The organism is Poseidonibacter ostreae, assembly GCF_009208075.1.
Lineage (GTDB): Bacteria > Campylobacterota > Campylobacteria > Campylobacterales > Arcobacteraceae > Poseidonibacter > Poseidonibacter ostreae.
Genome location: NZ_WFKJ01000050.1, coordinates 1 through 20,733, shown reverse-complemented (window position 1 = coordinate 20,733; position 20,733 = coordinate 1). Strand labels below are relative to the sequence as shown.

Genomic DNA, 20,733 nt, shown 5'->3' with positions numbered 1-20,733 from the left:
ATACAAAAAACTTTTTTCTTTTTACAACAGGATTTATTGCAATATTTGTAGGAATCGTAGGTGGAGTAGTTGATATCATTCAACCTCAAAATGTTATTGATACAGCAGAACATTTAGGATATCCTTTGTATTTCTTTACACTTTTAGGGGTTTTTAAAATACTAGGAGCTATTGGATTATTTCTGCCAAAAAAATATGATAGATTAAAAGATGTAGTTTATGCAGGTTTTGCTATAGACTTTATTTTTGCGTCTTTTTCTCATTTTAGTGTAAATGATGATTTAATAAAAGTGATTATTCCCTTAGTAATGTTAGGAATATTAACAATCTCATACAAATTAAAAGATAGATAATACAATCTATCTTTTAAATATAAAGCTACATACTTTCTACGTCTGTAACTTCTTTTCCTGATAGTTTTTCTAATTTAGTTTCAACTAAATCTAGAAAATCTGCTCTATTCTTTTCATCCATATTATTATTAAGCATTTCAATAATATATTTAATTCCATTTGCATTTATTTTTTTTACACTTGCTAAATAGTGCACAAATGAAACTATTTGTATATCATCAATAGAATAAAGTTTTTTCGTCTCTTTTTTTAAAGGAAGAAGTCCTTTTTCTTCATACATTTTAAGTGTTCGCACTTTTGCAGTTAAAAGTTCTGCTACACTACTTAAAGGTATTACATCTTTTGTATTATCTAATAAAGCCAATTTTTTCCTTTTGTAATTATCTATTTTTATACTACTTCTAAAACAATTTTTCCAATATGTTTTTTTGTTAAAAACTCTTTTTGAGCTTTTACAATATCTTTCAATTTGTATATTTTAGCAAGTAAAGGTTTAATTTCTTTTCTTTCAATTCTTTTTATCAAATTAGGAAAGACTTCATCTTCAAGAATAGTACATCCAAAGAAGGATAAATCTTTTAAATATAAAGTTCTAATATCAAGTTCAACAATAGCTCCTCCTATTGCTCCTGAAACTGCATATCGTCCTTTGGGTTTTAGAACTTCTAAGAATTCATTCCATTTTTCTCCTGCAACTAAATCTATTACAACTGTAACACTATTTTTTCCTAGAACATCAGGTAAATTATCTTCTCTTGAAACTACTGTAGAAGCACCTAAGGCCTTAATTGTTTCAAACTTAGAAGCAGACGTTATTGCAATAACTTTTGCACCTCTTGCTCGTGCTAGTTGAATGGCTGCACTTCCAACTCCACCTGATGCTCCTGAAATTAAGACGATATCATTTTTATTTACATTTGCACGTGTAAGTAAGTTTTCTGCAGTTGAATAAGAGCATGGAAATGATGCTAATTCAGTATCACTATATTCACTTTGTATTTCATGAGCATGTTCATTTGATACAACAGTATACTGTGCAAATCCTCCATCACATTCACTACCAAAATACCATGGGTTTTCTAATTGGTCTCCATTTACTTTTTGTAGTGATGGCTCAATTAATACTCTTTGTCCTATTCTTTTTTCATCAATATTTTTTCCAACTGCTACAATATAACCACAAACATCAGCACCTTGAATTCTTGGAAATTCTAAACTATTTCCAGACCATGAAGCATCATCTGAACTATTGTCATTTTTTGAATACCATACAATTCTTGTATTTATATCTGTATTATTAACACCTGCTGCTTTTACTTCAATTAAAACTTCATTTTCTTTTGGTATTGGCGTATTATAATCACTAACATATTTAAGTTTGTCATAATCACCATTTGCTGTCATTAATATCGCATTCATTTTTGTAGGAATTTGTTTCATTTTTTACTCTTTGATAGAAGATTTAATTCAAGTATTATAGTTTGAGAATATAAAATAAGAGTTATAAAACTCTTATTTTAAAATATATTATTTAGCAGCTTTTGCTTCTTTTACCCAAGCATCAACTTTTGCTTTATTTATTTCTAACCATTTTTTTGCATGATTTTCAATATCTTTTTCTTTATTTTGACCATTTGCCATAAGCATATTTTGACCACTAATATCATTTACATCAATTTTAATAATATCAAATAATTTTGCAATATCTTTATGATTTGTTTTTACACTTGCATTTGAAACAATTCTTTGATCATTAATATTAAATCCATAATCAGCACCATTTGAAAGTTTTGTTGAACTAGAGTTTGGATTTGCAGAATGTGTTACTTGTAAAAATGTAACATCTTTACCAGGTACTAATTTACCACTTACCCAATAAGGAGTCCATGTATAATATAAAATTGGCTTACCAGTTTTATAATTTGCTATAGTATTTGCTAAAAGTGCAGAATACTCACCTTGATTATGTTCAACTGTATCTCTTAAACCATAAGCATCTAATTGATGTTCAATAACTTTTTCACATCCCCAACCTGCATTACAACCTGTTAAGTCAGCTTTACCATTTCCATTAATATCAAAAAGCTTTGCTATTTCTGGCTTTTTTAAGTCATTATAGTATTTAATATTATATTTATCAGCAGTTTTTTTATCAACTAAATACCCTTGAGCACAATTTGAAATAAACTTATCATATTTAACTAATTTTTTATCTCCACCAAGAGCTTTTAATTTTCCATTATGTAAAGGATCCCACATTGAAGCTAAGAAATATACATCTTCACTATCGGCATTACTTGCAATTGTTTGATAAGCAATGTCATAATTAACATCATTTGAACTTTCTATTTCATGACCTATCTTTTCTAATACTGCATTTACAATTAGCATTTGGAAAGTTTCTTCTGCGATTGACGACTTAAGAGCTGTAACTTTCGCACCAAATAAACCTGTAACTAGTGTCATTGAAGCCACTATACTTAATATACTTTTTTTATTTAACATTTTTTCTCCTTAAATTTGTTATAAGACCAACAGGCCCTTTTTCGTACCATTTTCTTTTATCATTTTTATCATTTTTACCCATTTCTTGAGTAATTCTATCTAAGATAATTGCAAGTAAAACAATTCCTAGACCACCAACAGCTGCAAGACCAATATCTAGTCTTCCAATTCCTCTTAATACCATTTGACCTAAACCACCAACGGCAATCATAGAAGCAATTACAACCATTGAAAGTGAAAGCATCAATGTTTGATTTATCCCTGCCATGATTGTAGGCATTGCTACAGGGATTTGAACTTTCCATAACATTTGAGAAGAACTTGCTCCAAATGACCTTGACGCTTCAATTAAATCTTCAGGCACTTGTCTAATTCCTAAATTTGTAAGTCTAATAAGTGGCGGCAGTGCAAATATAATAGTTACAATTACACCAGGAACATTTCCAATTCCAAATAACATAACAATAGGAATTAGATATACAAACGCTGGCGTTGTTTGCATACCATCTAGTACAGGTCTTAAAATTTTATCAGCAGTATCACTTTTTGCAGACCAAATTCCAAGAGGAAGTCCTATTACTACAGAGAATAATACAGCTGTTATAACTAAGGATAAAGTAATCATAGCTTCTTCCCAAGCACCAATAAATCCAATGATAAAGAATGATAATAATGTACCAAGAGCAAGTTTTTTACTTGAAACTTGTAAAGCTAATAAAACAAAAAATATAATTACTACATAAGGGTTTAAATATAGTAAAAACCCTTCAATAGATTTTAAAACAATATCAATAGGTGCTTTTGCAGCTAAAAATACATCTCTAAAGTTTTCTACTAACCAATCAATTCCATTATTTGTCCACGTATCAAAAGGGATTAATACATCTTCAAAAGGATTAAATATATTAAACTCTTTTACTTCTTCTACAGGAGTTTGTGCTGCTTCTTGTGTCCAATCAACTGTTGATTCTTTATTTTCTTGTGCAGTTGATGCATTTCCCCAAGGATCATTACTCATTATCAACTCCTTCATCAAATACTTTTAATAATCTACTTTTAGAAATAGTACCTTTATATTTTCCCTCATCATTAACTACAGGAATAGGATAAGCATAATCTGCAACTTCTGTTATAAAGTCTGAAATTTGTCTATTTTCATTTATTGTTTGATTACACCAAATTGCATCATAAATTGTCCCGCCAGCTTTTTTCTGTTCTTTTAAACTCTCTAAAGTTAGTATTCCAAGATATTTTCCATTTTTTTCCATAAAATATGCATAATCTTCATCAAAGTCTGCAATATACTGTAAAGCAGAATTTACTCCAGTACTTTCTTTATTTATAATTGTAGGTTTAACTTTTTTTGCAATATGAGAAGCTGTTAATACTGAAGTTACATCTACACCTTTAAAGAAAGATTTTACATAATCATTCGCTGGATTATTAATAATCTCTTCAGGAGTTCCAATTTGTACAACTTCACCACCTTCCATAATCGCGATTCTATCACCAATTCTAATTGCTTCATCTAAATCATGAGAAATAAATACAATTGTTCTTTTCTCTTTTTCTTGAAGTTCAACTAATTCATCTTGCATTTCAGTTCTAATTAATGGATCAAGTGCTGAAAAAGCTTCATCCATTAACATAATATCAGGGTCATTTGCTAAAGCACGTGCTAAACCAACACGCTGTTGCATACCACCACTTAACTCATCTGGATAAGATTGAGCATGATGTTCAAGTCCTACTTGCTCTAGAGCTTTTTGTGCAGCTTGATATCTTTCTTCTTTTGGTATTCCACTTAATTCTAAACCAAAAGAGGCATTATCTATTATATTCATATGTGGCATTAAGGCGAACGATTGAAAAACCATAGATATTTTTTTTCTTCTAATATCAATAAGTTCTTTATCATTTAAAGTAGTAACATCTGTATCATCAATGAAAATTTGGCCAGAAGTTGGTTCGATTAATCTATTTAAAAGTCTTACTAGTGTTGATTTACCAGAACCTGATAAACCCATAATTACAAATATTTCACCTTCGTTAATTTCAAAACTAGCATCTTGAACACCAATTGTCATACCTGTTTTTGTAAAGATATCTTCTTTACTTTTTCCCTCTTTTAACATCTTTAAAGCTTTTTTTGGATTATCTCCAAAAACTTTAAAAACATTTTTAACTATTAATTTCTTTTTACTGATAGTAACTCTCCATTACAATTTTTATGTTTATATTTACAATAATATGTATAATTAATTACATATTTTATGTATCAATTTAGCATCTATTATGTATAAATTTAACTTAAATACAAATAAAGCCTTAACTGAACATGAAAATGGTTTTATTGCTTATTTATAAAAAAGATAAAATGAGATAAACTAACGTTAATAAAAAATAAGGATAAAACTTTGGATAAAAACAAATTTTTAGATAATTTAGCAGAAGTTTATGAATTTTTGAACTCTCAAAAGTCGCATATAAATAAATTAATATCATATTTAGAAAACCAAGAGTTTGAAAAACTAGAGATTATAGAAGAGTTTGCAAAATACCTTGAACTTGAAATGAGCGAGGATTTAAGATTTGCATTAGTAACAAGACTTGTAAATTTAAGAGATGATTCATTAGTACAAGTATTAAAAAAGCAGAAAAAAAGTGAAGAGCAAATAATTGAACTTCAAGAAGATGCTTATTGTTTTGTAAGAGATTATTGGCATGAAAAACACAAAAAAACAGTTGATTATATAAAACATAATAAGCTTTTAACTCCATTTTATCAAACAATATTCGAAGGTGTTTATAATGTAGGTTTAAAAATGTCTTCATGGCAAAGTTTATGGACTGCACATATTATAAATGACATAAATAAAGAGTTAATGGCAAAATTTGATGGTAATGAAGAAAAAGTATTTAAATATCTTGAAGATAATAAACTATTAGATTTAGGACACAATAGTATGATTGCAGATAGGTCATATTCAGCGCTCGTAAAAGAAAAAGATGGCTATCACTCACAAGCTTATATAAAAGCTTTTAAAACTCAAACAACAGCTGTGATTGATGCTCTTGAGGAGTTTGAAGAGAGTTTAATAGAGCTTGAAGATGATATATATGGGGAGAAATGGAACTATATTTTATATATTCAAACACTTATAAAAGCCTTTGGGGAAGATAAAACACATCTTTTAGTTGAAAGATGGGCAGATGTTGATAGAGCTTGGATGAAAATAAAATCACCAATTCAAATAGGACATCCTTTAGAGTATTATGAAGATCACTTTAGAAAAGCAGTTGCATTAGAATGGGATATTAGACTTACAAATCCTGAATTTGCACAAGATGATAATAGAGTCAATAAAATTAAATCAGCTTTTGCAAAAATTTACGAAAAACAAGAACAAACAAGTTCTAATAAAGCAGTTTATGACTTCTCTTTAAAATCACTTGATAAGGTTCAACTTTATGTAGGGCGACCTGCAATATTTTTTGGAGCAGAATTTAATGGTTTATTTTCGGCACAAGTTGTACCAAATGATGAAATAGTTTCAAAAGAAGAAGGTAAAAAGATTTTTGCATTCTCTGATGAAATTTTACAAAGTTCAAGAGCTAAACCCTTTTTAAAATTAAGCAATGAGATTTTTGGACAAGAGTTATTAAGTGAAGATAGAGAGTTTTTATTTAATCAAACTGCTGCTTGGCATAAAGTTTATGATATTACAACTATTGGACATGAATTTGGACATATTTTATGGTGTGATGATGAAACTGAATCTGTTATGAACAAAAGTGGGAATTTTAAAAATATTGAAGAGTTTAAAGCAACTACTGGTGGCTTAGTATCATTTTTCTTAGATGAATCAAATGATGAAAAAGAGTTAGAAAAACAAGTATTAATTGATACTGTTAAACGAGCAGTTGGACTAATGGGATGGATGGAAGTTGATGAAGTTCAGCCATATTATTGTGAGGGAATTATTCATTTAAATGGTCTTTTTGATTCTGGGATTTTAACATGGGATGAAAAAAGCAAAAAACTAAGTATTGACTTATCCGATGGTAACTATGAAAAGTTAAAAAAATGGTATATTGATACATATTCTGCCTTAGCAAAACACTATTTAGATAAAAAAGATGCTACACAGTTTTTAAATAAATATGCAGTAAAAGAAGATAAATATTTTATGCCTGTAAATAAAAATATTAATTCATTTGTAAAAAACTACTTTACAAGATACCAAGAAATTGGTCAAGAGTTAGATACTATTGATAAAAAAGAAAACTATATAAAGTAAGAGTTTAGCTCTTACTTTATACTAGGACTTATACTTTCCCAATCCTCTCTTAGCTCTTCTATTAAAATAAATTTATCATTACTACTTGCTTTTTCTTCGTATTCATAGGGAGTAACTACAACTAAACCACCTTTTAAAATACTTGTAAAAGTATTTGATTCAACCTTAGAACCTGAGAATATTGAAAATTTCATATTAAAACCACTTATGTCATAAAATACAGAATTACTTCTAATAAACTTTGTATACTTATCATATATTAAACAATCCATAATAACAGTTGTTGCATCAGATGATAAATCAATCTTGTTTATTTTTCCAATTTGTACATTTTTATAGTATATTGGAGAGTCTTCTCTTGCACTTGAAGCATGATGTGAATGTACTTTGAATATTGTTCCATGATATGATTTGTCTATTGAGGGTAAGGCATCAAAGCCTGTAAATTTTGTTTGATACTTTGTTTTTTTACTTTTAATAACTCCAATATTTACAGCCATTAAACTTGAACCAATATTTGATACTTCTTGTAGTGAAATTACTGGTTTTTTAAGATAAAAAATAGTTCCCTCTTTTGTAAAAGAGTTATAATCACTGTATATTTGTGCTTTTACTATAACTTTATTTTTTGAGTTAAAAGAGACATTTGTAACTTTTCCAATATTCACACCTTTATATGTAAGTTTTGAAAACTGCTCATAAACTCCTTCCACATCATCAAAAACAATAGTAATACTGTTTGATGAATCTTTCATATCATCTTTTGATGCGTAAATATTATATTTATCATATAGCATATTTGTATTATTTTCTAAAACAATTGAACCCTCTATTAAAGATGTAAAATTATCCATATTAAATATAATTCCATTTAAAGATGCTTGAACATCAAGTACACCTTTTTTATAAAACCTACTTGTTTTATTTAGATATTTTTTATACTCTTTATATATAAATAGTTTTGCATTTGATTCTTTACTATTAAACTTTATGGTTTTTACAAAGCCTATTTCTTGATTTTTATAAACAATTGCCATATCTTTTTTAATTTTAAAATCATTATTAAAGTATGCATCTACTGTAAAACCATCATTATGTAATCTTTTAATTTTTTCTATTTTTGAATAACTTGAATATAGTTTAAAACTTTTTTTACTCTGTTTTTTATCTCGTCTTATTTCAGCAATTCCAATAGCACCATTTAAAAGAGGAGTAATTCCTGAATAATTAACATCTACTTTAAAATCTTTTAATTCTAAAAGTTTTGAACTCATATCATAAAAAAGTGTGTGATTATGTATAAGTTTTTGATACTTTTTATTTATTAAAATTTTTATATTTACTTTTTTAAAGTCCTTTGCTAAAGAATAATCAAGAACTTCTCCAATCTCAATATTTTTAAAATAGATTTTTGACTTTTTTGTAATAGAGTTTAAATTATCACTTTTTAAAGTATAAATTAATGATTTATTAAAAGTCTTTGATTCATTAATACTATTTTCTTTAAAGTTTCTTGCAATAAATATTTTACTAGCTTCACCCTCTTTATAGTTTAAAGAGATAAAATTTCCTTTTATAATATTTCCTAGATTTTTAACTCCATCAATACTCACTTCTGCAGTTTGAATAAAAAACTCAGTATTAGTTGTAAGTAGATGTTTATATTTTTTATATATAAAAGCTTTTGTTGTTACATCATTAGGATTTAAACTTATATTTGTTAACTTCCCAATTACTACACCTTTATAAATAATAGGAGTGTTTTCATCAACTCCTTCAACATTTGAAAACTTAATATGAATATACTCTTTTTCTTCAAAAGAGTCTTTTTTAGCATATAAAGTGTATACCTCATCTTTTTGTATTTTTTCTTCATCTTTTTTAGATGTAATTACAGTAACACCACCAACAAGTGCTGAGTATAAAGAACCTACTTCTATATTTAAGCCACTAGGTCCATAGCTAACGTTTAAAGCCTCATTTAGTATAAATTTTGAACTTTTATTAACAAGGTAATTAAATTTATCATAAATATATGCATTTAAAAATACTTTTTCAAACTTAAACTCTTTTGACACAATTTCACCTATTTGGTACTTATTATAAAATATTGGTGTTCCTACTTCTACACTATCTTTATCATTTGCAATTAATGATATATAATAACCATTACTAAGTAGTTCATCATCTGGCTTACTATCAAGTCCTATAAAATCATACTTCTCTTTTGCATTTTCAAACTCTTTTTCTGTTTTAAATTTTGGAGATATTTCTATTTTAAATCCATCAACTAAGGTACTTAATCCTGACACTTTTGTAAGAGAAATTGTAGGTCTTCTTATCCAAAATCTTGAGCCCTCACTTGCCACATATTTAGCAGCAGAACTTTTTACTAAAATATTAACTTTTACATTTTTTAAATCATCATTAATATCTATTTTAGTAACTTTCCCTAATTGTAAACCTTTATACTCAAGTGTAGTTGCACCCTCTTTTAATCCCTCTGCACTATTAAATACAACAGTGATATTTGTTCCTTTTTTCATATATGATTCATAAGAAATCCAAGCTAATATACATAAAATTATAAGCGGTAATATCCAAACAAAAGAGACTGCTTTTTGTTCTTGTTCTTTTGCTTTATATATAATATCTTCATTTTCTATTTGTTTATTATCAACTTGTTTATTCTCATTTTCAATCATCCCAAATAATCCTTGTATCAAATCTATGTGCAGCAATCATTGTAAGTATTACAACTAAAGCAAAAGATGTTGCTGCTAATCCACCTTTTATATTAAATAGTTCACCAACTTGAATAACAGAAGCTAATAAGGCTACAACATATATATCAATCATAGACCACTTTCCAATAGCTTTTACAAATTTAAAAATTCTTATTTTATTCTTATTTCTTATTTTGATATCAATTTTTAAAGAAGTAAAAATCAATAATAATCCTAATAACTTTATCAAAGGAATTATAACACTTGCTGTAAATATTACAAAGGCAATAAAATAGTTTTCATACTCTAAAAAGCTTACAACCCCTTGTAGAATTGTACTTTCTGTCTTTATTCCAAACTTTGTAATTTCCATCATTGGATAAAGCATTGCAGGAATATATAGTAGTATTGCACAAATTGTTAGACTAAGAGATACTTGTAAAGAATTTTTTATTCTCTTTCTTACTTTATGATTACACTGTGTGCATACAAACTCACTGTAATTCTCTTTTTCATAAACCTTATTGCAGTTTTTACATGATATTAAAGACATTTATTCACCAAAAACACTTTTACCAGAAAATTTTCTATTTGACATATATAAACAGAAGATGTATATTAACATTACATAAAAGCCAATATCAAATTTTGTAGAAGAAACCATTCCTACAAGTTTAATATATGTAACAATTATACTTATAATAAATACTTCAATAAAACCCCAGTGTTTAAAAAAATGGAAACTATCATGAAGAAGAGTATTTGTTAGAAATTTTAAATTTGTATATTTTTGAATAAAAAAGATTATTATAATAAGTGAATTTAGTATGGGTGCTACAATAATAGTAAAAAATACAATTAATGCCACAAAAAAGAAATTTTGTTCTAATAAAATCATAATAGTATCTAAAAGAGTAGCTTCAAGTTTAGTAACACCAAAAGAGAGTGTAATTAAAGGGTATATACTTAAAATTGCAAAAAGTAATAAAGAAGAGATTGCATAATATAAAGACTCTATGCTGTGGTCTTTTTCAACTATTAGTTTAGAACTACATCTTGGACATTTTAATTTTGCAAACTTATTAGAAGATTCTTTATTTACGAATAATCCACAGTTATAACATTCTATTATTTTTTTAGTATTAACTGCCATTTACTTCCATATTTTTAATATAATTCATTTTAACATATTTTTCATAAAGATGGTTTTCTATTAAAATATAGTATTATACTTGTGCAAATTTTTGCATTTAAAATACAAATAATTTATATAAAAAAGGTTAATAAAATGGAATTTAATATAACAGAAGGTCAAGTAGGAACTAGACCACCAGTTGTAAAACCAGATCCAAGAGTACTAGAATTTTTAGGTGAAGAGGGAATGAGACAACTTATTTCAGATCACTATGATTTATTAAAGCAAAGTAATATTAGAGGTTTATTTCCACCATCTGAGCAAGGATTTGAATTAGCAAAAAAACACTCTGCTGATTTCTTTATTCAAATTTGTGGAGGGGAGAGACATTTTGATCAAAATAGAGGTAAGCCAATGATGGCAGCACGTCATGCTCCATTTGCTATTACTCAAGAAGCTAGAAGAGTTTGGTTAGAGTCTTATATTATGATTTTAAAACCATTAGATATGCCAGAAGATTTAAAAGAATCATTTTGGAATTATTTAGATGTATTCTCAATCTGGATGATGAACACTGAAACTTCACAGTAAGATTTTCTTACTGTGTTATCCCTATTCCTACACCTTTTACAGAAAAAATATCAAAATATGGAAGTTTAGTTTTTAATCTATGAACTAACTGTCTTCTTGTTAAATCACTTCCTTTTCCATTACTCCAAATTGAGCTGTTAATTTTACTATAAGAGACAAGTTTATTTTTTTCATTTAGAAGTAAAGATAAAAGCAAACTTTCATTTTTTGTTAAATCTACTTCTTCATTACTTATACTATTCATAATAATTTTGTTATCAAAATCATATTTGTAATAATTATTAACTTCAACTATTTTTCTTTTTTCAAGGATTTTAAATTTTGTTATTGCTATTTTTATCATAGTATCTAGTTCAACTACTCTAATAGGTTTAACTAAATAACCAACCATATTAGTTAGATTTGAAGCTCTTTGTATTTTGATATCATCATTAAATGCTGTCATAAAAATAATAGGTATGTTATAAGTATTTTGAAGAACATCACAGCTTTCAATACCATCAACACCACTTTTTAATTTTATATCAGATATTACTAAATCAATTGGCTTATTTAAAGCTATAGAGTATGCTTCTTCTGCTGTTTGTGCAATACCTATTACTTCATAACCCAATTTTTCTAAAATAGATTTCAATTCTAGTGATACTATCTTCTCATCTTCAATTAGTAATATTCTGACTTTATCCATTTAATATCCATAAATATATTATTTATAAAATTATACAATATTATTATTTATTTCTTACTTGTATTGATTCCTGGATTTTCTTGTGTACCAATATAATCACTAGGCATTGAAGTTGTCTTTAGATAACCGATAATTGCACCCGCTACCAGACAAATAATTATTACAAGCCTAACAATATTTCTCTTTTCCTTTGATTCTTTTCCATCATAATCTTCAATTTTTTCATTACTTGGTTCATTATTAATATTATTCATAAGTTATCCTTTTACTTTTTATAAGTATAACAAATATTTACTTAATCGATTAATATAAGATAAACTTATATTAATGACACCATTAATTGATTTACTGTAATTGCTATTTCTTTTATATCTTTTGTTTCTTTTACCATAAAGTCATCTAAATGATCTCTTACTTTATAGAAAACATCTTTTTCATTTGATAAGAAGTTAGCAAAAGCTACTTCTGGTTCTTCATTTACTCTTTGAAATTGTAAAACTTTTTTTGTGTAATGAACAACTATAAACTCAATAAATTGTAAAACTTGATTTCTAAGTGTCATATCACTAGCACTTGTAATATTAACTTTATTAAGTGCAATAATTATCTCTAAAATATTAAACTCATGAATTAATGAATAAAATAAAACAATTACATCTTTAAAAGAGTGATGAGTATCTTCTTTAATAATAATTGCAGCAACTGCAAATCTTAAATAATCAATTACAGAGAAAAATTGATTAAATGAAGTATCATCTTTTATCAATACCTCAACATCTTGCTTATGTATTTGAGATAATAGTGCAAATAGTTCATCTTTATGATCTAAAATATGAACAGAATCTAATTGATTATTTTTTAAATATTTAACCATCCATTTAGTACTTACATATAAAATATACTCTAATCTATTTATTAATGTATATTGTTCTTCTATATCCATAATATAATCTTGTGAATATATTTTTTCTCTAATATCTCTAGCCCCAAATAATTGTTTTGCAACTAAATAAGATTTTATTTTTAATAAATATCTTTCAACACCAAGTTTTTCATAATCTGAAATAAATGTTACACCTTGATGGTTTATTATAATATCTGCAATTACGGTTGCTATAATCTCTCTTTTTAGAGGATGGTTTAATATCTCATGTTCATAAGCACCTACAAATGATTTTGGGAAATATCTATATAGATACTGCAAGCTAAACTGCTCATCTATTAAAGTTGATTCTAGAAGTATCTTTTTTACAAATATCTTAGAATATGAAAGAAGTGACCCTAAAACTGGCCTTACTATTGAACCATTAATATCAACAACATCATTGATATTTTCATTTTTAGGGATATAAAAATCTCTTCGATTGAAAGCTTCAATATTATTTTCAAGTACTTCAATCGATTTTAGATAATCATTTTGATATTTTCTTGAAAATCTTTCATCAATAGATATTACAAAAGCTTGATCATAGTTATTTTTTAAAACCATTTCAACTACTTGTTCTTTTAAAGAGTCAAGCATCACTTCTGATTGTTTAGCACTTAGAATTCCTTGATTATGAATACTATTTAATAAAATTTTTAAGTTAACTTCATGATCAGAGGTATTAACACCAGCAGAGTTATCAATAGCATCTTGATGTATTTTTCCACCATTTAAAGCAAATTCTATTCTTGATTTTTGAGTAAAACCTAGATTTCCACCCTCACAAACTACCCTTGCTTTTATCTCATTTGCATCAACTCTTACTGCTTCATTTTGCTTATCACCAATCTCAAGATTGTTCTCATCACTAGATTTAACATAAGTTCCAACACCACCGTTGAATAACATATCAACTTCTAAAGTTAGTAATTTTTTACATAACTCCTCTCCTGATATTACATTTTGCTTTGTTCCTAATAAATCTTTTATTTGAGCACTTAAAGTAATCTCTTTATCACTTCTTGCAAAAACTCCTCCACCTTTTGAGATAAGAGATTTATCATAATTTGCCCAGCCACCATTTTTGGATTCAAATAGCCTTTTTCTTTCAATATATGATTTTTTGATATTAGGATTTGGGTCTATAAAAATATCTTTATGTGAGATTGCAGCTAATAATTTAAATGTTTTTGATTCAATCATTCCATTACCAAAAACATCTCCACTCATAGAACCAATTCCAACAACAGATACTTCATCTTTGTAAATATCAATACCCTCTTCAATAAAGAAACGCTTAGAAGACATAATAGCTCCACGAGCTGTAATTCCTAAATCTTTATGACCAAAACCATTACTTCCACCACTAGCAAATGCATCACCTAACCAATAGTTCCGTTTTATTGCAATATCATTTGCAACATCACTCATAGCAGCAGTTCCCTTATCAGCAGCAACAACAAAATATGCATCATCTTCATCATAACAAACTACTTTTTCGTTTTTTACGATTTTCCCATCTATCATATTATCTACTAAATCTAAATTTGCATTAATATATAAAGAGTATATTTCTGTAAAATACTCTTTTGTTATATTTTGTATATTTTTATTAATTACAAAAGCACCTTTTGAACCATCAGGAATAATTATAGAGTTTTTCCCCTCTTGTGTAATCATAAGAGATTTTACTTCTTGTCTATAATCATCATGTCTATCTGACCATCTTAAACCACCCCTTGATACTTTTGACATTCGTAAGTGAAGTCCACAAAAATCTCTATGATAGATAAAGTTTTCTAAATTTGGCTGTAGGCCTTTTAAATCTTTACTAAATGTTTTTGTATCAATTTTAAAAGAGATTGTTTCTTGCTCTAAAAAATAGTTTGTTCTTAAAAGTGATTTTAAAAAAAGTAAAGTAATATTTAATATTTTATCATCAACTATTTGAGGTATTGTCTTAATTTTTTCTTTTATTTTTTCTTCAATTTCTAATAAGATATCTTTTCTATTTTTAATATCTGGTTCAAATTTAGTTATGAAATATTTTACAAACATGCAAGCTAAAGCATGATTTGTTGTTAAAGTGTTTAAAATTGTTGCAGAATTTATTGTAAGAACTGCTTGGTCTATATACTCAATAAATGCTCTAAGAAGAGTAATCTTTCTTAAGTTTAGGTTTTCTGTATAAACTAAACTAAATGCCTTTGAATGCTTTACACTACAATCTTTTAAGGAGTAACTTATAATATATTCCAAATTATCTTTTGCTTTTTCTATTTTTTCAAAATCATCAATATTTAAATTAAATCTTGAAATATAAATTAGCTCTTTGTTATTTGCTACATTGTAAGTAACTTCATCAATTATCTCAAAACCAATATTATGTAAAAGGGGTGTTATATGAGATAAGAAAAGTTGTTCTTTTGAAAATATTTTTACATATTTTGATTTTTTATTTTCTAATATTTTTGTAACTATTTTTTCTTCTAAAACTTGTTCAAAAAGTTTATCATCGACTGCTAAATCATCAGGTGTTAAAAGTTGTGAACAAATTGCTTGTATATCTGATGTTGCCATAGTAAAATCCTTATAATATTTAATATTAAAATCTTACTCTTTAATAGTTAAGGCTTTGTTAAAAGAAACTCTTTAGTTTGTATTTTTATTCCATTTACAATAAGTGTAATAAAATGAATTCCTAAATAGTATTTTCTTGTAGTTATCATTTTAAATGAGTGTTTTTTATTTATTAACTTTTTATTTGCTTTTACTTCACTTTGAGATATCATATATATCTTTTTACTTCTTTTATCATTTGCCATTTGAAAATCAATTTCATATTCAACTCTTAATAAACCCAAAGTAGTTTTATTTTCTAATTCAAAAGAGAAGTTTAAATGCTCACCAATACAAACTTTAGAATCAAGAATAAAATCATTTAAAATTAAAGCATCAATTTTTCTATAGCCAAAAAGCTCTAAAGTTTTAACATCACCTTTTTTAAGTAGTGTTCTAGCCGCATGTTTAAGAAGAGAATCGCACTGTTTATTAGAACCTATATTTTTTTCTATAAAGCTAAGTACTAAGATAGGATTATCTTTTGATATATCATTTAAGTTATTTGCAACTGAACGTCTTACATATGAAGATTCATCATTTTTAAGTTCATCTAATATAGAAAAAATAAGAGTAGGATCTTTTTTAAATGATGGAAGCGCAATAGCCCAAGGAAGTCTAGGTCGACAGCCTTCACTTGCTAATCTTCGTATATGTTCATTTGAATTTTTAGCCCATTTATAAAAATAGTCCATTGCTTTTTGTTCATCTTTTAAAATAAATTCTCTTACTGCAAATTCTGAACTTGAATCTATTGTAAAAGTTTCTAAAGCATTCATAGATACATCAAAGTGCTCTAAACCATAAACTTCAACAAAATCTGCTAAAACCATAGCTTGTAAACTTGTAGTTTTTTCTTTAAAAAAATCTTCTTTTACAAGTTTTAATATCTCACAACTTTCACCATAATCAGCTTTTAAACAGCTTCGTATCTTTGAAGAAATTAATCTCATACGTGCTTTAAGCTCTAAAGTTTCTAAGTGTTTTAAAACAAGATAAAGATATAGTTCTTCATCAAAAGATGATGAATATTTTTTTATACATGAAGCAAAATTTTTTACAAAATTTTCATTAAATAGGTTTTTTAAAGCTTCCATTAAACACTTAAATCTTCATATTTAGCACTTAAAACTTTAATAATATCTTCTGGATTAACTTCAATATCTAAACCTCTTTTTCCACCTGAAATATAAATAGTTTCAAAACTCTGTGCACTTGAGTCAAGTAGTGTTCTATGTTTTTTCTTTTGTCCAAAAGCAGAAATACCACCGAGTAAATATCCAGTTGCTTTTTGTGCTTCATCTTTATTTGCCATTAAAGCATTTTTGCATTCAAAAGAGCTTGCTACTGCTTTTAAGTTTAAAGACTTATTTACAGGAATTATACAAACAACTAACTCTTTTGGATTTAGTTCAGCTAAGAGTGTTTTATATACACGAGAGGCATCAAGATTTAATTTTTCTGCTGCTTCTAAACCATAGTTTGCAACTTTAGGGTCATGCTTATATTTGTGCATAACAAAAGTGATTTTATTCTTTTTAAGTTCGTTAATAGCAGGGGTCAATCTTTTCCTTTTATTTTGCTTTTTTGTAACATCTTACATAAAATTTATCTTCCATAAGTTCCCTATTAAATGCTCCTGATAAAAAGTTTACTACAAAAGCTTCACCACTTTTTGCATGGCCAAATGTTTTTGTTGTCCAGTAGTTATCAGAAACAAAATAGTTAAACTTTTTTGATAAAGTTGGATTATATACTTTTGTATCTACTATTGAAAATAGAGCTAAAAAATCTTTCTCACCATCTAATTCAAGATTTTTACAATAATCTAATGCTTGTGCATAATTCATTGTTTTATCTTTTACATCATTTGTATCTTGCCAAAGAAAATTTGTTTTTGAATCTTTTATAATATTTTCACTGTGTTCTATAAACTGTGCATTTGCAAAAGTTACAAAAGAAGTGAAAATTAAAGATATTAGTAATTTCATAAATCAACCTTATAATAATAATTTGATTGAATTATATCAAAGAAAGTTGATAAAACAATTGATGATTATCAAACTTTCTTTTCTTTTAAATTCTAAGCTAAATTTTCCTCTACAAAGTCCCAATTTACTAGTTTCCAAAAGTTCTCTAAGTATGATGGTCTTGCATTTCTTACATCTATATAATATGCATGTTCCCAAACATCACATACTAAAAGTGGTTTTAAATTTCCTGCTAATGGTGTTTGTGCATTTGCTGTTGTTACTATTTGAAGTTTTTTATTTTCATCTTGAACTAACCAAGCCCAACCTGAACCAAAATGTCCAACTGCTTTTGCTGTGAAATCTTTTTTAAACTCTTCAAGTGATGAAAAGTTTTCTTCTATAATACTTTGAAGTTTAGAAGATAGCTCTTTTTGATTTGGAGTTAAACCTTTCCAAAAGAAATCATGATTATAAACTTGAGCAGCATTATTAAAAACACCACCCTCAGAATCTGCAATTATCTCTACAAGTGATAAATCTTGGTATTTAGTATCAAGAATTAGTTCATTTAATTTATTTATATAAGTTTGATGGTGCTTCCCATAATGGAACTCTAAAGTTTCCTTTGACATCATTGGTTCTAGTGCATCTAAAGTATAAGGTAAAGTCATTAATACATGTTTCATTTTCTATCCTTTAATTAAATTTCATTTATTTTACTACAATAAAACAAATATTATTCACTAATTAAAATTAATTTTCCAGTTTTAGGATCTTTGTAGACTTGACCTAAAGATTTAAATCCAGATTTAGAATCTAAACTATTTTTTATATCTTTTGGTACACTTGCTAATTCTTTGCCTTCAGTTATATTCGGTGAATCATCAACATTAAAATGCTCTTGCAAATTTGGACTAATTGCAACTAAGGCTGCAATTAAACCACAAGCAAAAACCAAAATAATATCAACTAAGTTTGCCAAAGGTCCTAAGGGTTCATCATCTTCACTTGAAAAATGCTCACTTGAGAATCTACTTTTCATTTCTTTCTTCCATTAAAGTTAAAGCTTTGTCATACCATCTTTTTCTAAGTCTTGAAATTACAAAACCTGTCATTCCAGCAAGCAATCCTAAAACTGTAGTATCAAAAGCAACAGACATGGCTGTACTTAATATTTTCACATCACCATCACCTAATGCTGCAAGTCCTGGACCTAAAGGAATTAAGGTACCCATAAGACCTAACATAGGAGCAAGTCTAGTTATAAAATCAGCTCTTTCTATTCTTCTTTTTGCAATAGATAATACATACGGTATATTATTTGTTTTTATAAGTTTTTTTATCTCAACCGTTCGTTCCCCTATACATATACCTATTTCAAATAAGCCCCAAACAACAAAAATCAATAATGCCCATGAAACTGGCTCTAAAAGTATCGCCGTTATTTGATGCATTAATCCTAGAGAAATTGATGAAAACATGATTATCCTTTTATTCTTGAAAAGAAGATTGATTTAATTAAACCTGATAATAAAATAAATAAAGCTGCTAAAATAAAATACATTAAAAATGACTCTTCATCTTTGTTTTCTTTTGCTTCTTGCTTTTCTTCTTCTATATTTTTTTCAAGTTTAACCTCTTGAACAGTAGTAGGACCTTGTTTCTCTACTTCTTTATCTAATCTACTATCATCTAGAACTTTGTCTAGTTCTTTAAGAGATTCTTTATCAATTTTAGTTTTTACAAAATCATAAATAGGATGATTTGCATGAGTATGTCCACTTCCTGGAATTCCGTTTTTAATTATATTTTGTGCAAATTTTTGAGCTAATTCTTTTTGTGTTTTTTTATCTGCTTTCCAAAAATCTTTTTGAATGGCTACAAGCATTACAGCTAAGATATTTGTTTGTACATGAACTTGATGATTTGAAGATAAAAATTCATCTAATTGTAGATTTAATTTATCATCAATATATACAGCTTTTACCTCTTCCCAAACCCAATCAGTAATAATTTCAGGACTTGTTACTTGCCATCCCCAAAGATATTCAATAAACTCACTACCCATTGTTCTAGCACCACTATAACCTTCTTTCATTAAAGGTTTTATCCATTGAGGATTTAAGAATCTTCCTCTTAACTCTCCTAATAATGCCATTTGAAGTGCTTCAATTTTAATTTTTTGTGAGTTTGAGTTATTAATAACAAAAGAGTTAGGTTGTTTACCAATTACTGTTTCAATCGCCAAATTTAATCCACCTAAATAATCAAAAGTATCATTGTTATCAAGTAAACCATATAAGTTACTAGCTCGTCCTAAATAAGTGTTTTCAACATTTTTTAGTTGTCTCTTATAACTTTGTGTTGCTACTTCACCTTCTAAATCTTGTGAATAAGCATATCCAACTCTTTTTATAAATACTTCACCTAGTTCTTTTCTATCATCCCAAGAACCTGAACGCTCAACTAGTCTGTTTATTCCCGCACCATAAGCTCCAGGTGCTGTTGCAAACACTCTATAACTTGCAAGTTGTCCAACTCTTTGAGAATCCATACTTGGATTTTCTTTTAATATTTCTCTAGCTTCATTTACCCAGTTAAAAGCAACGGCATTTAAAGTTAAGCTTTCATTTCCACCAATTTTTAAATCATTTAAAGATGATAAAGCACTATCTAAAGATAATGTTAGAGCCGGATATTTCTTAATTATTACATCATAAGATGAATCTAAAGCCATTAAAACAGCTTTATTTAATAAAGCTAATTGTGAACCATATAAATCTCTAAATAATCCAGAAGAAGTAAAGACAACATCAAGTCTTCTTTTTCTTACATCGTCTAGAGGAAGTTTTTCTAAACCTTTTAAAATACCTCTATTATTCCAAACTGGTTTTACCCCTAATAAATCAAGACCAAT

General features: G+C 27.2%; 21 protein-coding genes. 3 read left to right on the top strand and 18 right to left on the bottom strand.

The window, feature by feature from the left end:
• The coding region (locus GBG18_RS13110; protein WP_152191738.1) for a DoxX family protein at positions 1-353 on the top strand (353 nt) is incomplete at its 5' end.
• Positions 354-378: 25 nt separating this feature from the next.
• On the opposite strand, the gene GBG18_RS13105 is transcribed toward GBG18_RS13110, so the two are convergent.
• The 5 genes from GBG18_RS13105 to proV all read right to left on the bottom strand — a co-directional run bounded on the left by GBG18_RS13105 (position 379) and on the right by proV (position 4,993).
• On the bottom strand, positions 379-717 hold the full coding sequence (locus GBG18_RS13105) for a MerR family transcriptional regulator (protein ID WP_152191736.1): 339 nt from the start codon (positions 715-717) through the stop codon (positions 379-381).
• A gap of 26 nt (positions 718-743) precedes the next feature.
• On the bottom strand, positions 744-1,793 hold the full coding sequence (locus GBG18_RS13100) for an alcohol dehydrogenase family protein (RefSeq protein WP_152191734.1): 1,050 nt from the start codon (positions 1,791-1,793) through the stop codon (positions 744-746).
• A gap of 87 nt (positions 1,794-1,880) precedes the next feature.
• Positions 1,881-2,858, bottom strand: a complete 978-nt coding sequence (proX, locus tag GBG18_RS13095) for a glycine betaine/L-proline ABC transporter substrate-binding protein ProX (protein ID WP_152191732.1) — start codon at positions 2,856-2,858, stop codon at positions 1,881-1,883.
• Positions 2,848-3,876 (bottom strand): glycine betaine/L-proline ABC transporter permease ProW, encoded by a 1,029-nt coding sequence (proW, locus tag GBG18_RS13090; RefSeq protein WP_152191731.1) that lies wholly within the window; start codon positions 3,874-3,876, stop codon positions 2,848-2,850. The genes proX and proW overlap by 11 nt, the downstream gene beginning before the upstream one ends.
• Positions 3,869-4,993 carry a glycine betaine/L-proline ABC transporter ATP-binding protein ProV gene (gene proV, locus GBG18_RS13085; RefSeq protein WP_304621409.1) on the bottom strand — a complete coding sequence of 375 codons (1,125 nt, stop codon included), beginning with the start codon at positions 4,991-4,993 and terminating at the stop codon, positions 3,869-3,871. The genes proW and proV overlap by 8 nt, the downstream gene beginning before the upstream one ends.
• A 282-nt stretch (positions 4,994-5,275) precedes the next feature.
• Here proV and ciaB point away from each other — a divergent pair, with 282 nt between their 5' ends.
• Positions 5,276-7,159 carry an invasion protein CiaB gene (gene ciaB / locus GBG18_RS13080; RefSeq protein WP_152191727.1) on the top strand — a complete coding sequence of 628 codons (1,884 nt, stop codon included), beginning with the start codon at positions 5,276-5,278 and terminating at the stop codon, positions 7,157-7,159.
• A gap of 11 nt (positions 7,160-7,170) precedes the next feature.
• On the opposite strand, the gene GBG18_RS13075 is transcribed toward ciaB, so the two are convergent.
• From GBG18_RS13075 to GBG18_RS13065, 3 genes are read right to left on the bottom strand one after another with little or no spacing between them, the layout of a single operon-like run.
• The gene (locus tag GBG18_RS13075; RefSeq protein ID WP_152191726.1) at positions 7,171-9,864 is read right to left on the bottom strand and encodes an MlaD family protein; all 2,694 of its coding nucleotides are present in this window, start codon (positions 9,862-9,864) and stop codon (positions 7,171-7,173) included.
• Positions 9,857-10,438 (bottom strand): paraquat-inducible protein A, encoded by a 582-nt coding sequence (locus tag GBG18_RS13070; protein ID WP_152191724.1) that lies wholly within the window; start codon positions 10,436-10,438, stop codon positions 9,857-9,859. The genes GBG18_RS13075 and GBG18_RS13070 overlap by 8 nt, the downstream gene beginning before the upstream one ends.
• Positions 10,439-11,038 carry a paraquat-inducible protein A gene (locus GBG18_RS13065; protein ID WP_152191722.1) on the bottom strand — a complete coding sequence of 200 codons (600 nt, stop codon included), beginning with the start codon at positions 11,036-11,038 and terminating at the stop codon, positions 10,439-10,441. It abuts the gene before it with no gap.
• Between the two features lie 135 nt (positions 11,039-11,173).
• Here GBG18_RS13065 and GBG18_RS13060 point away from each other — a divergent pair, with 135 nt between their 5' ends.
• On the top strand, positions 11,174-11,611 hold the full coding sequence (locus tag GBG18_RS13060) for a globin domain-containing protein (protein WP_152191721.1): 438 nt from the start codon (positions 11,174-11,176) through the stop codon (positions 11,609-11,611).
• A 7-nt stretch (positions 11,612-11,618) separates the two neighbouring features.
• Here the strand turns inward: GBG18_RS13060 and GBG18_RS13055 are convergent, their stop codons facing one another.
• From GBG18_RS13055 to GBG18_RS13010, 10 genes are all read right to left on the bottom strand, one after another.
• Positions 11,619-12,299: a response regulator gene (locus GBG18_RS13055; protein ID WP_152191719.1), complete on the bottom strand. Its 681-nt coding sequence runs from the start codon at positions 12,297-12,299 to the stop codon at positions 11,619-11,621.
• Between the two features lie 47 nt (positions 12,300-12,346).
• Positions 12,347-12,553, bottom strand: a complete 207-nt coding sequence (locus tag GBG18_RS13050; RefSeq protein WP_152191718.1) for a hypothetical protein — start codon at positions 12,551-12,553, stop codon at positions 12,347-12,349.
• A gap of 65 nt (positions 12,554-12,618) precedes the next feature.
• Positions 12,619-15,804, bottom strand: a complete 3,186-nt coding sequence (locus tag GBG18_RS13045) for an NAD-glutamate dehydrogenase domain-containing protein (protein WP_152191716.1) — start codon at positions 15,802-15,804, stop codon at positions 12,619-12,621.
• Positions 15,805-15,851: 47 nt separating this feature from the next.
• The gene (locus GBG18_RS13040; protein WP_152191714.1) at positions 15,852-16,940 is read right to left on the bottom strand and encodes a DNA alkylation repair protein; all 1,089 of its coding nucleotides are present in this window, start codon (positions 16,938-16,940) and stop codon (positions 15,852-15,854) included.
• Entirely contained in the window at positions 16,940-17,407 is a 468-nt protein-coding gene (gene ybaK, locus GBG18_RS13035) for a Cys-tRNA(Pro) deacylase (RefSeq protein ID WP_152191712.1), read from the bottom strand. The genes GBG18_RS13040 and ybaK overlap by 1 nt, the downstream gene beginning before the upstream one ends.
• A gap of 10 nt (positions 17,408-17,417) precedes the next feature.
• Positions 17,418-17,834, bottom strand: coding sequence for an Lcl C-terminal domain-containing protein (locus GBG18_RS13030; protein ID WP_152191710.1), 417 nt, complete (start codon positions 17,832-17,834; stop codon positions 17,418-17,420).
• A 92-nt stretch (positions 17,835-17,926) separates the two neighbouring features.
• Entirely contained in the window at positions 17,927-18,502 is a 576-nt protein-coding gene (locus GBG18_RS13025) for a superoxide dismutase (protein WP_152191709.1), read from the bottom strand.
• Between the two features lie 50 nt (positions 18,503-18,552).
• Positions 18,553-18,858, bottom strand: coding sequence for a DUF2149 domain-containing protein (locus tag GBG18_RS13020; RefSeq protein WP_152191707.1), 306 nt, complete (start codon positions 18,856-18,858; stop codon positions 18,553-18,555).
• Positions 18,848-19,297: a MotA/TolQ/ExbB proton channel family protein gene (locus tag GBG18_RS13015; RefSeq protein ID WP_152191706.1), complete on the bottom strand. Its 450-nt coding sequence runs from the start codon at positions 19,295-19,297 to the stop codon at positions 18,848-18,850. The genes GBG18_RS13020 and GBG18_RS13015 overlap by 11 nt, the downstream gene beginning before the upstream one ends.
• A gap of 2 nt (positions 19,298-19,299) precedes the next feature.
• The coding region (locus GBG18_RS13010) for a cobaltochelatase subunit CobN (RefSeq protein WP_193311153.1) at positions 19,300-20,733 on the bottom strand (1,434 nt) is incomplete at its 5' end.

What these genes read in the sequence shown, in the direction of transcription:
- proV (WP_304621409.1), bottom strand. Translation starts at nt 4,993, where the DNA reads ATGTTAAAAGAGGGAAAAAGTAAAGAAGATATCTTTACAAAAACAGGT.
- proW (WP_152191731.1), bottom strand. Translation starts at nt 3,876, where the DNA reads ATGAGTAATGATCCTTGGGGAAATGCATCAACTGCACAAGAAAATAAA.
- GBG18_RS13025 (WP_152191709.1), bottom strand. Translation starts at nt 18,502, where the DNA reads ATGAAACATGTATTAATGACTTTACCTTATACTTTAGATGCACTAGAA.
- GBG18_RS13055 (WP_152191719.1), bottom strand. Translation starts at nt 12,299, where the DNA reads ATGGATAAAGTCAGAATATTACTAATTGAAGATGAGAAGATAGTATCA.
- GBG18_RS13015 (WP_152191706.1), bottom strand. Translation starts at nt 19,297, where the DNA reads ATGTTTTCATCAATTTCTCTAGGATTAATGCATCAAATAACGGCGATA.
- GBG18_RS13030 (WP_152191710.1), bottom strand. Translation starts at nt 17,834, where the DNA reads ATGAAATTACTAATATCTTTAATTTTCACTTCTTTTGTAACTTTTGCA.
- GBG18_RS13040 (WP_152191714.1), bottom strand. Translation starts at nt 16,940, where the DNA reads ATGGAAGCTTTAAAAAACCTATTTAATGAAAATTTTGTAAAAAATTTT.
- GBG18_RS13070 (WP_152191724.1), bottom strand. Translation starts at nt 10,438, where the DNA reads ATGTCTTTAATATCATGTAAAAACTGCAATAAGGTTTATGAAAAAGAG.
- GBG18_RS13060 (WP_152191721.1), top strand. Translation starts at nt 11,174, where the DNA reads ATGGAATTTAATATAACAGAAGGTCAAGTAGGAACTAGACCACCAGTT.
- GBG18_RS13045 (WP_152191716.1), bottom strand. Translation starts at nt 15,804, where the DNA reads ATGGCAACATCAGATATACAAGCAATTTGTTCACAACTTTTAACACCT.
- GBG18_RS13020 (WP_152191707.1), bottom strand. Translation starts at nt 18,858, where the DNA reads ATGAAAAGTAGATTCTCAAGTGAGCATTTTTCAAGTGAAGATGATGAA.
- proX (WP_152191732.1), bottom strand. Translation starts at nt 2,858, where the DNA reads ATGTTAAATAAAAAAAGTATATTAAGTATAGTGGCTTCAATGACACTA.
- GBG18_RS13050 (WP_152191718.1), bottom strand. Translation starts at nt 12,553, where the DNA reads ATGAATAATATTAATAATGAACCAAGTAATGAAAAAATTGAAGATTAT.
- GBG18_RS13100 (WP_152191734.1), bottom strand. Translation starts at nt 1,793, where the DNA reads ATGAAACAAATTCCTACAAAAATGAATGCGATATTAATGACAGCAAAT.
- GBG18_RS13075 (WP_152191726.1), bottom strand. Translation starts at nt 9,864, where the DNA reads ATGATTGAAAATGAGAATAAACAAGTTGATAATAAACAAATAGAAAAT.
- GBG18_RS13065 (WP_152191722.1), bottom strand. Translation starts at nt 11,038, where the DNA reads ATGGCAGTTAATACTAAAAAAATAATAGAATGTTATAACTGTGGATTA.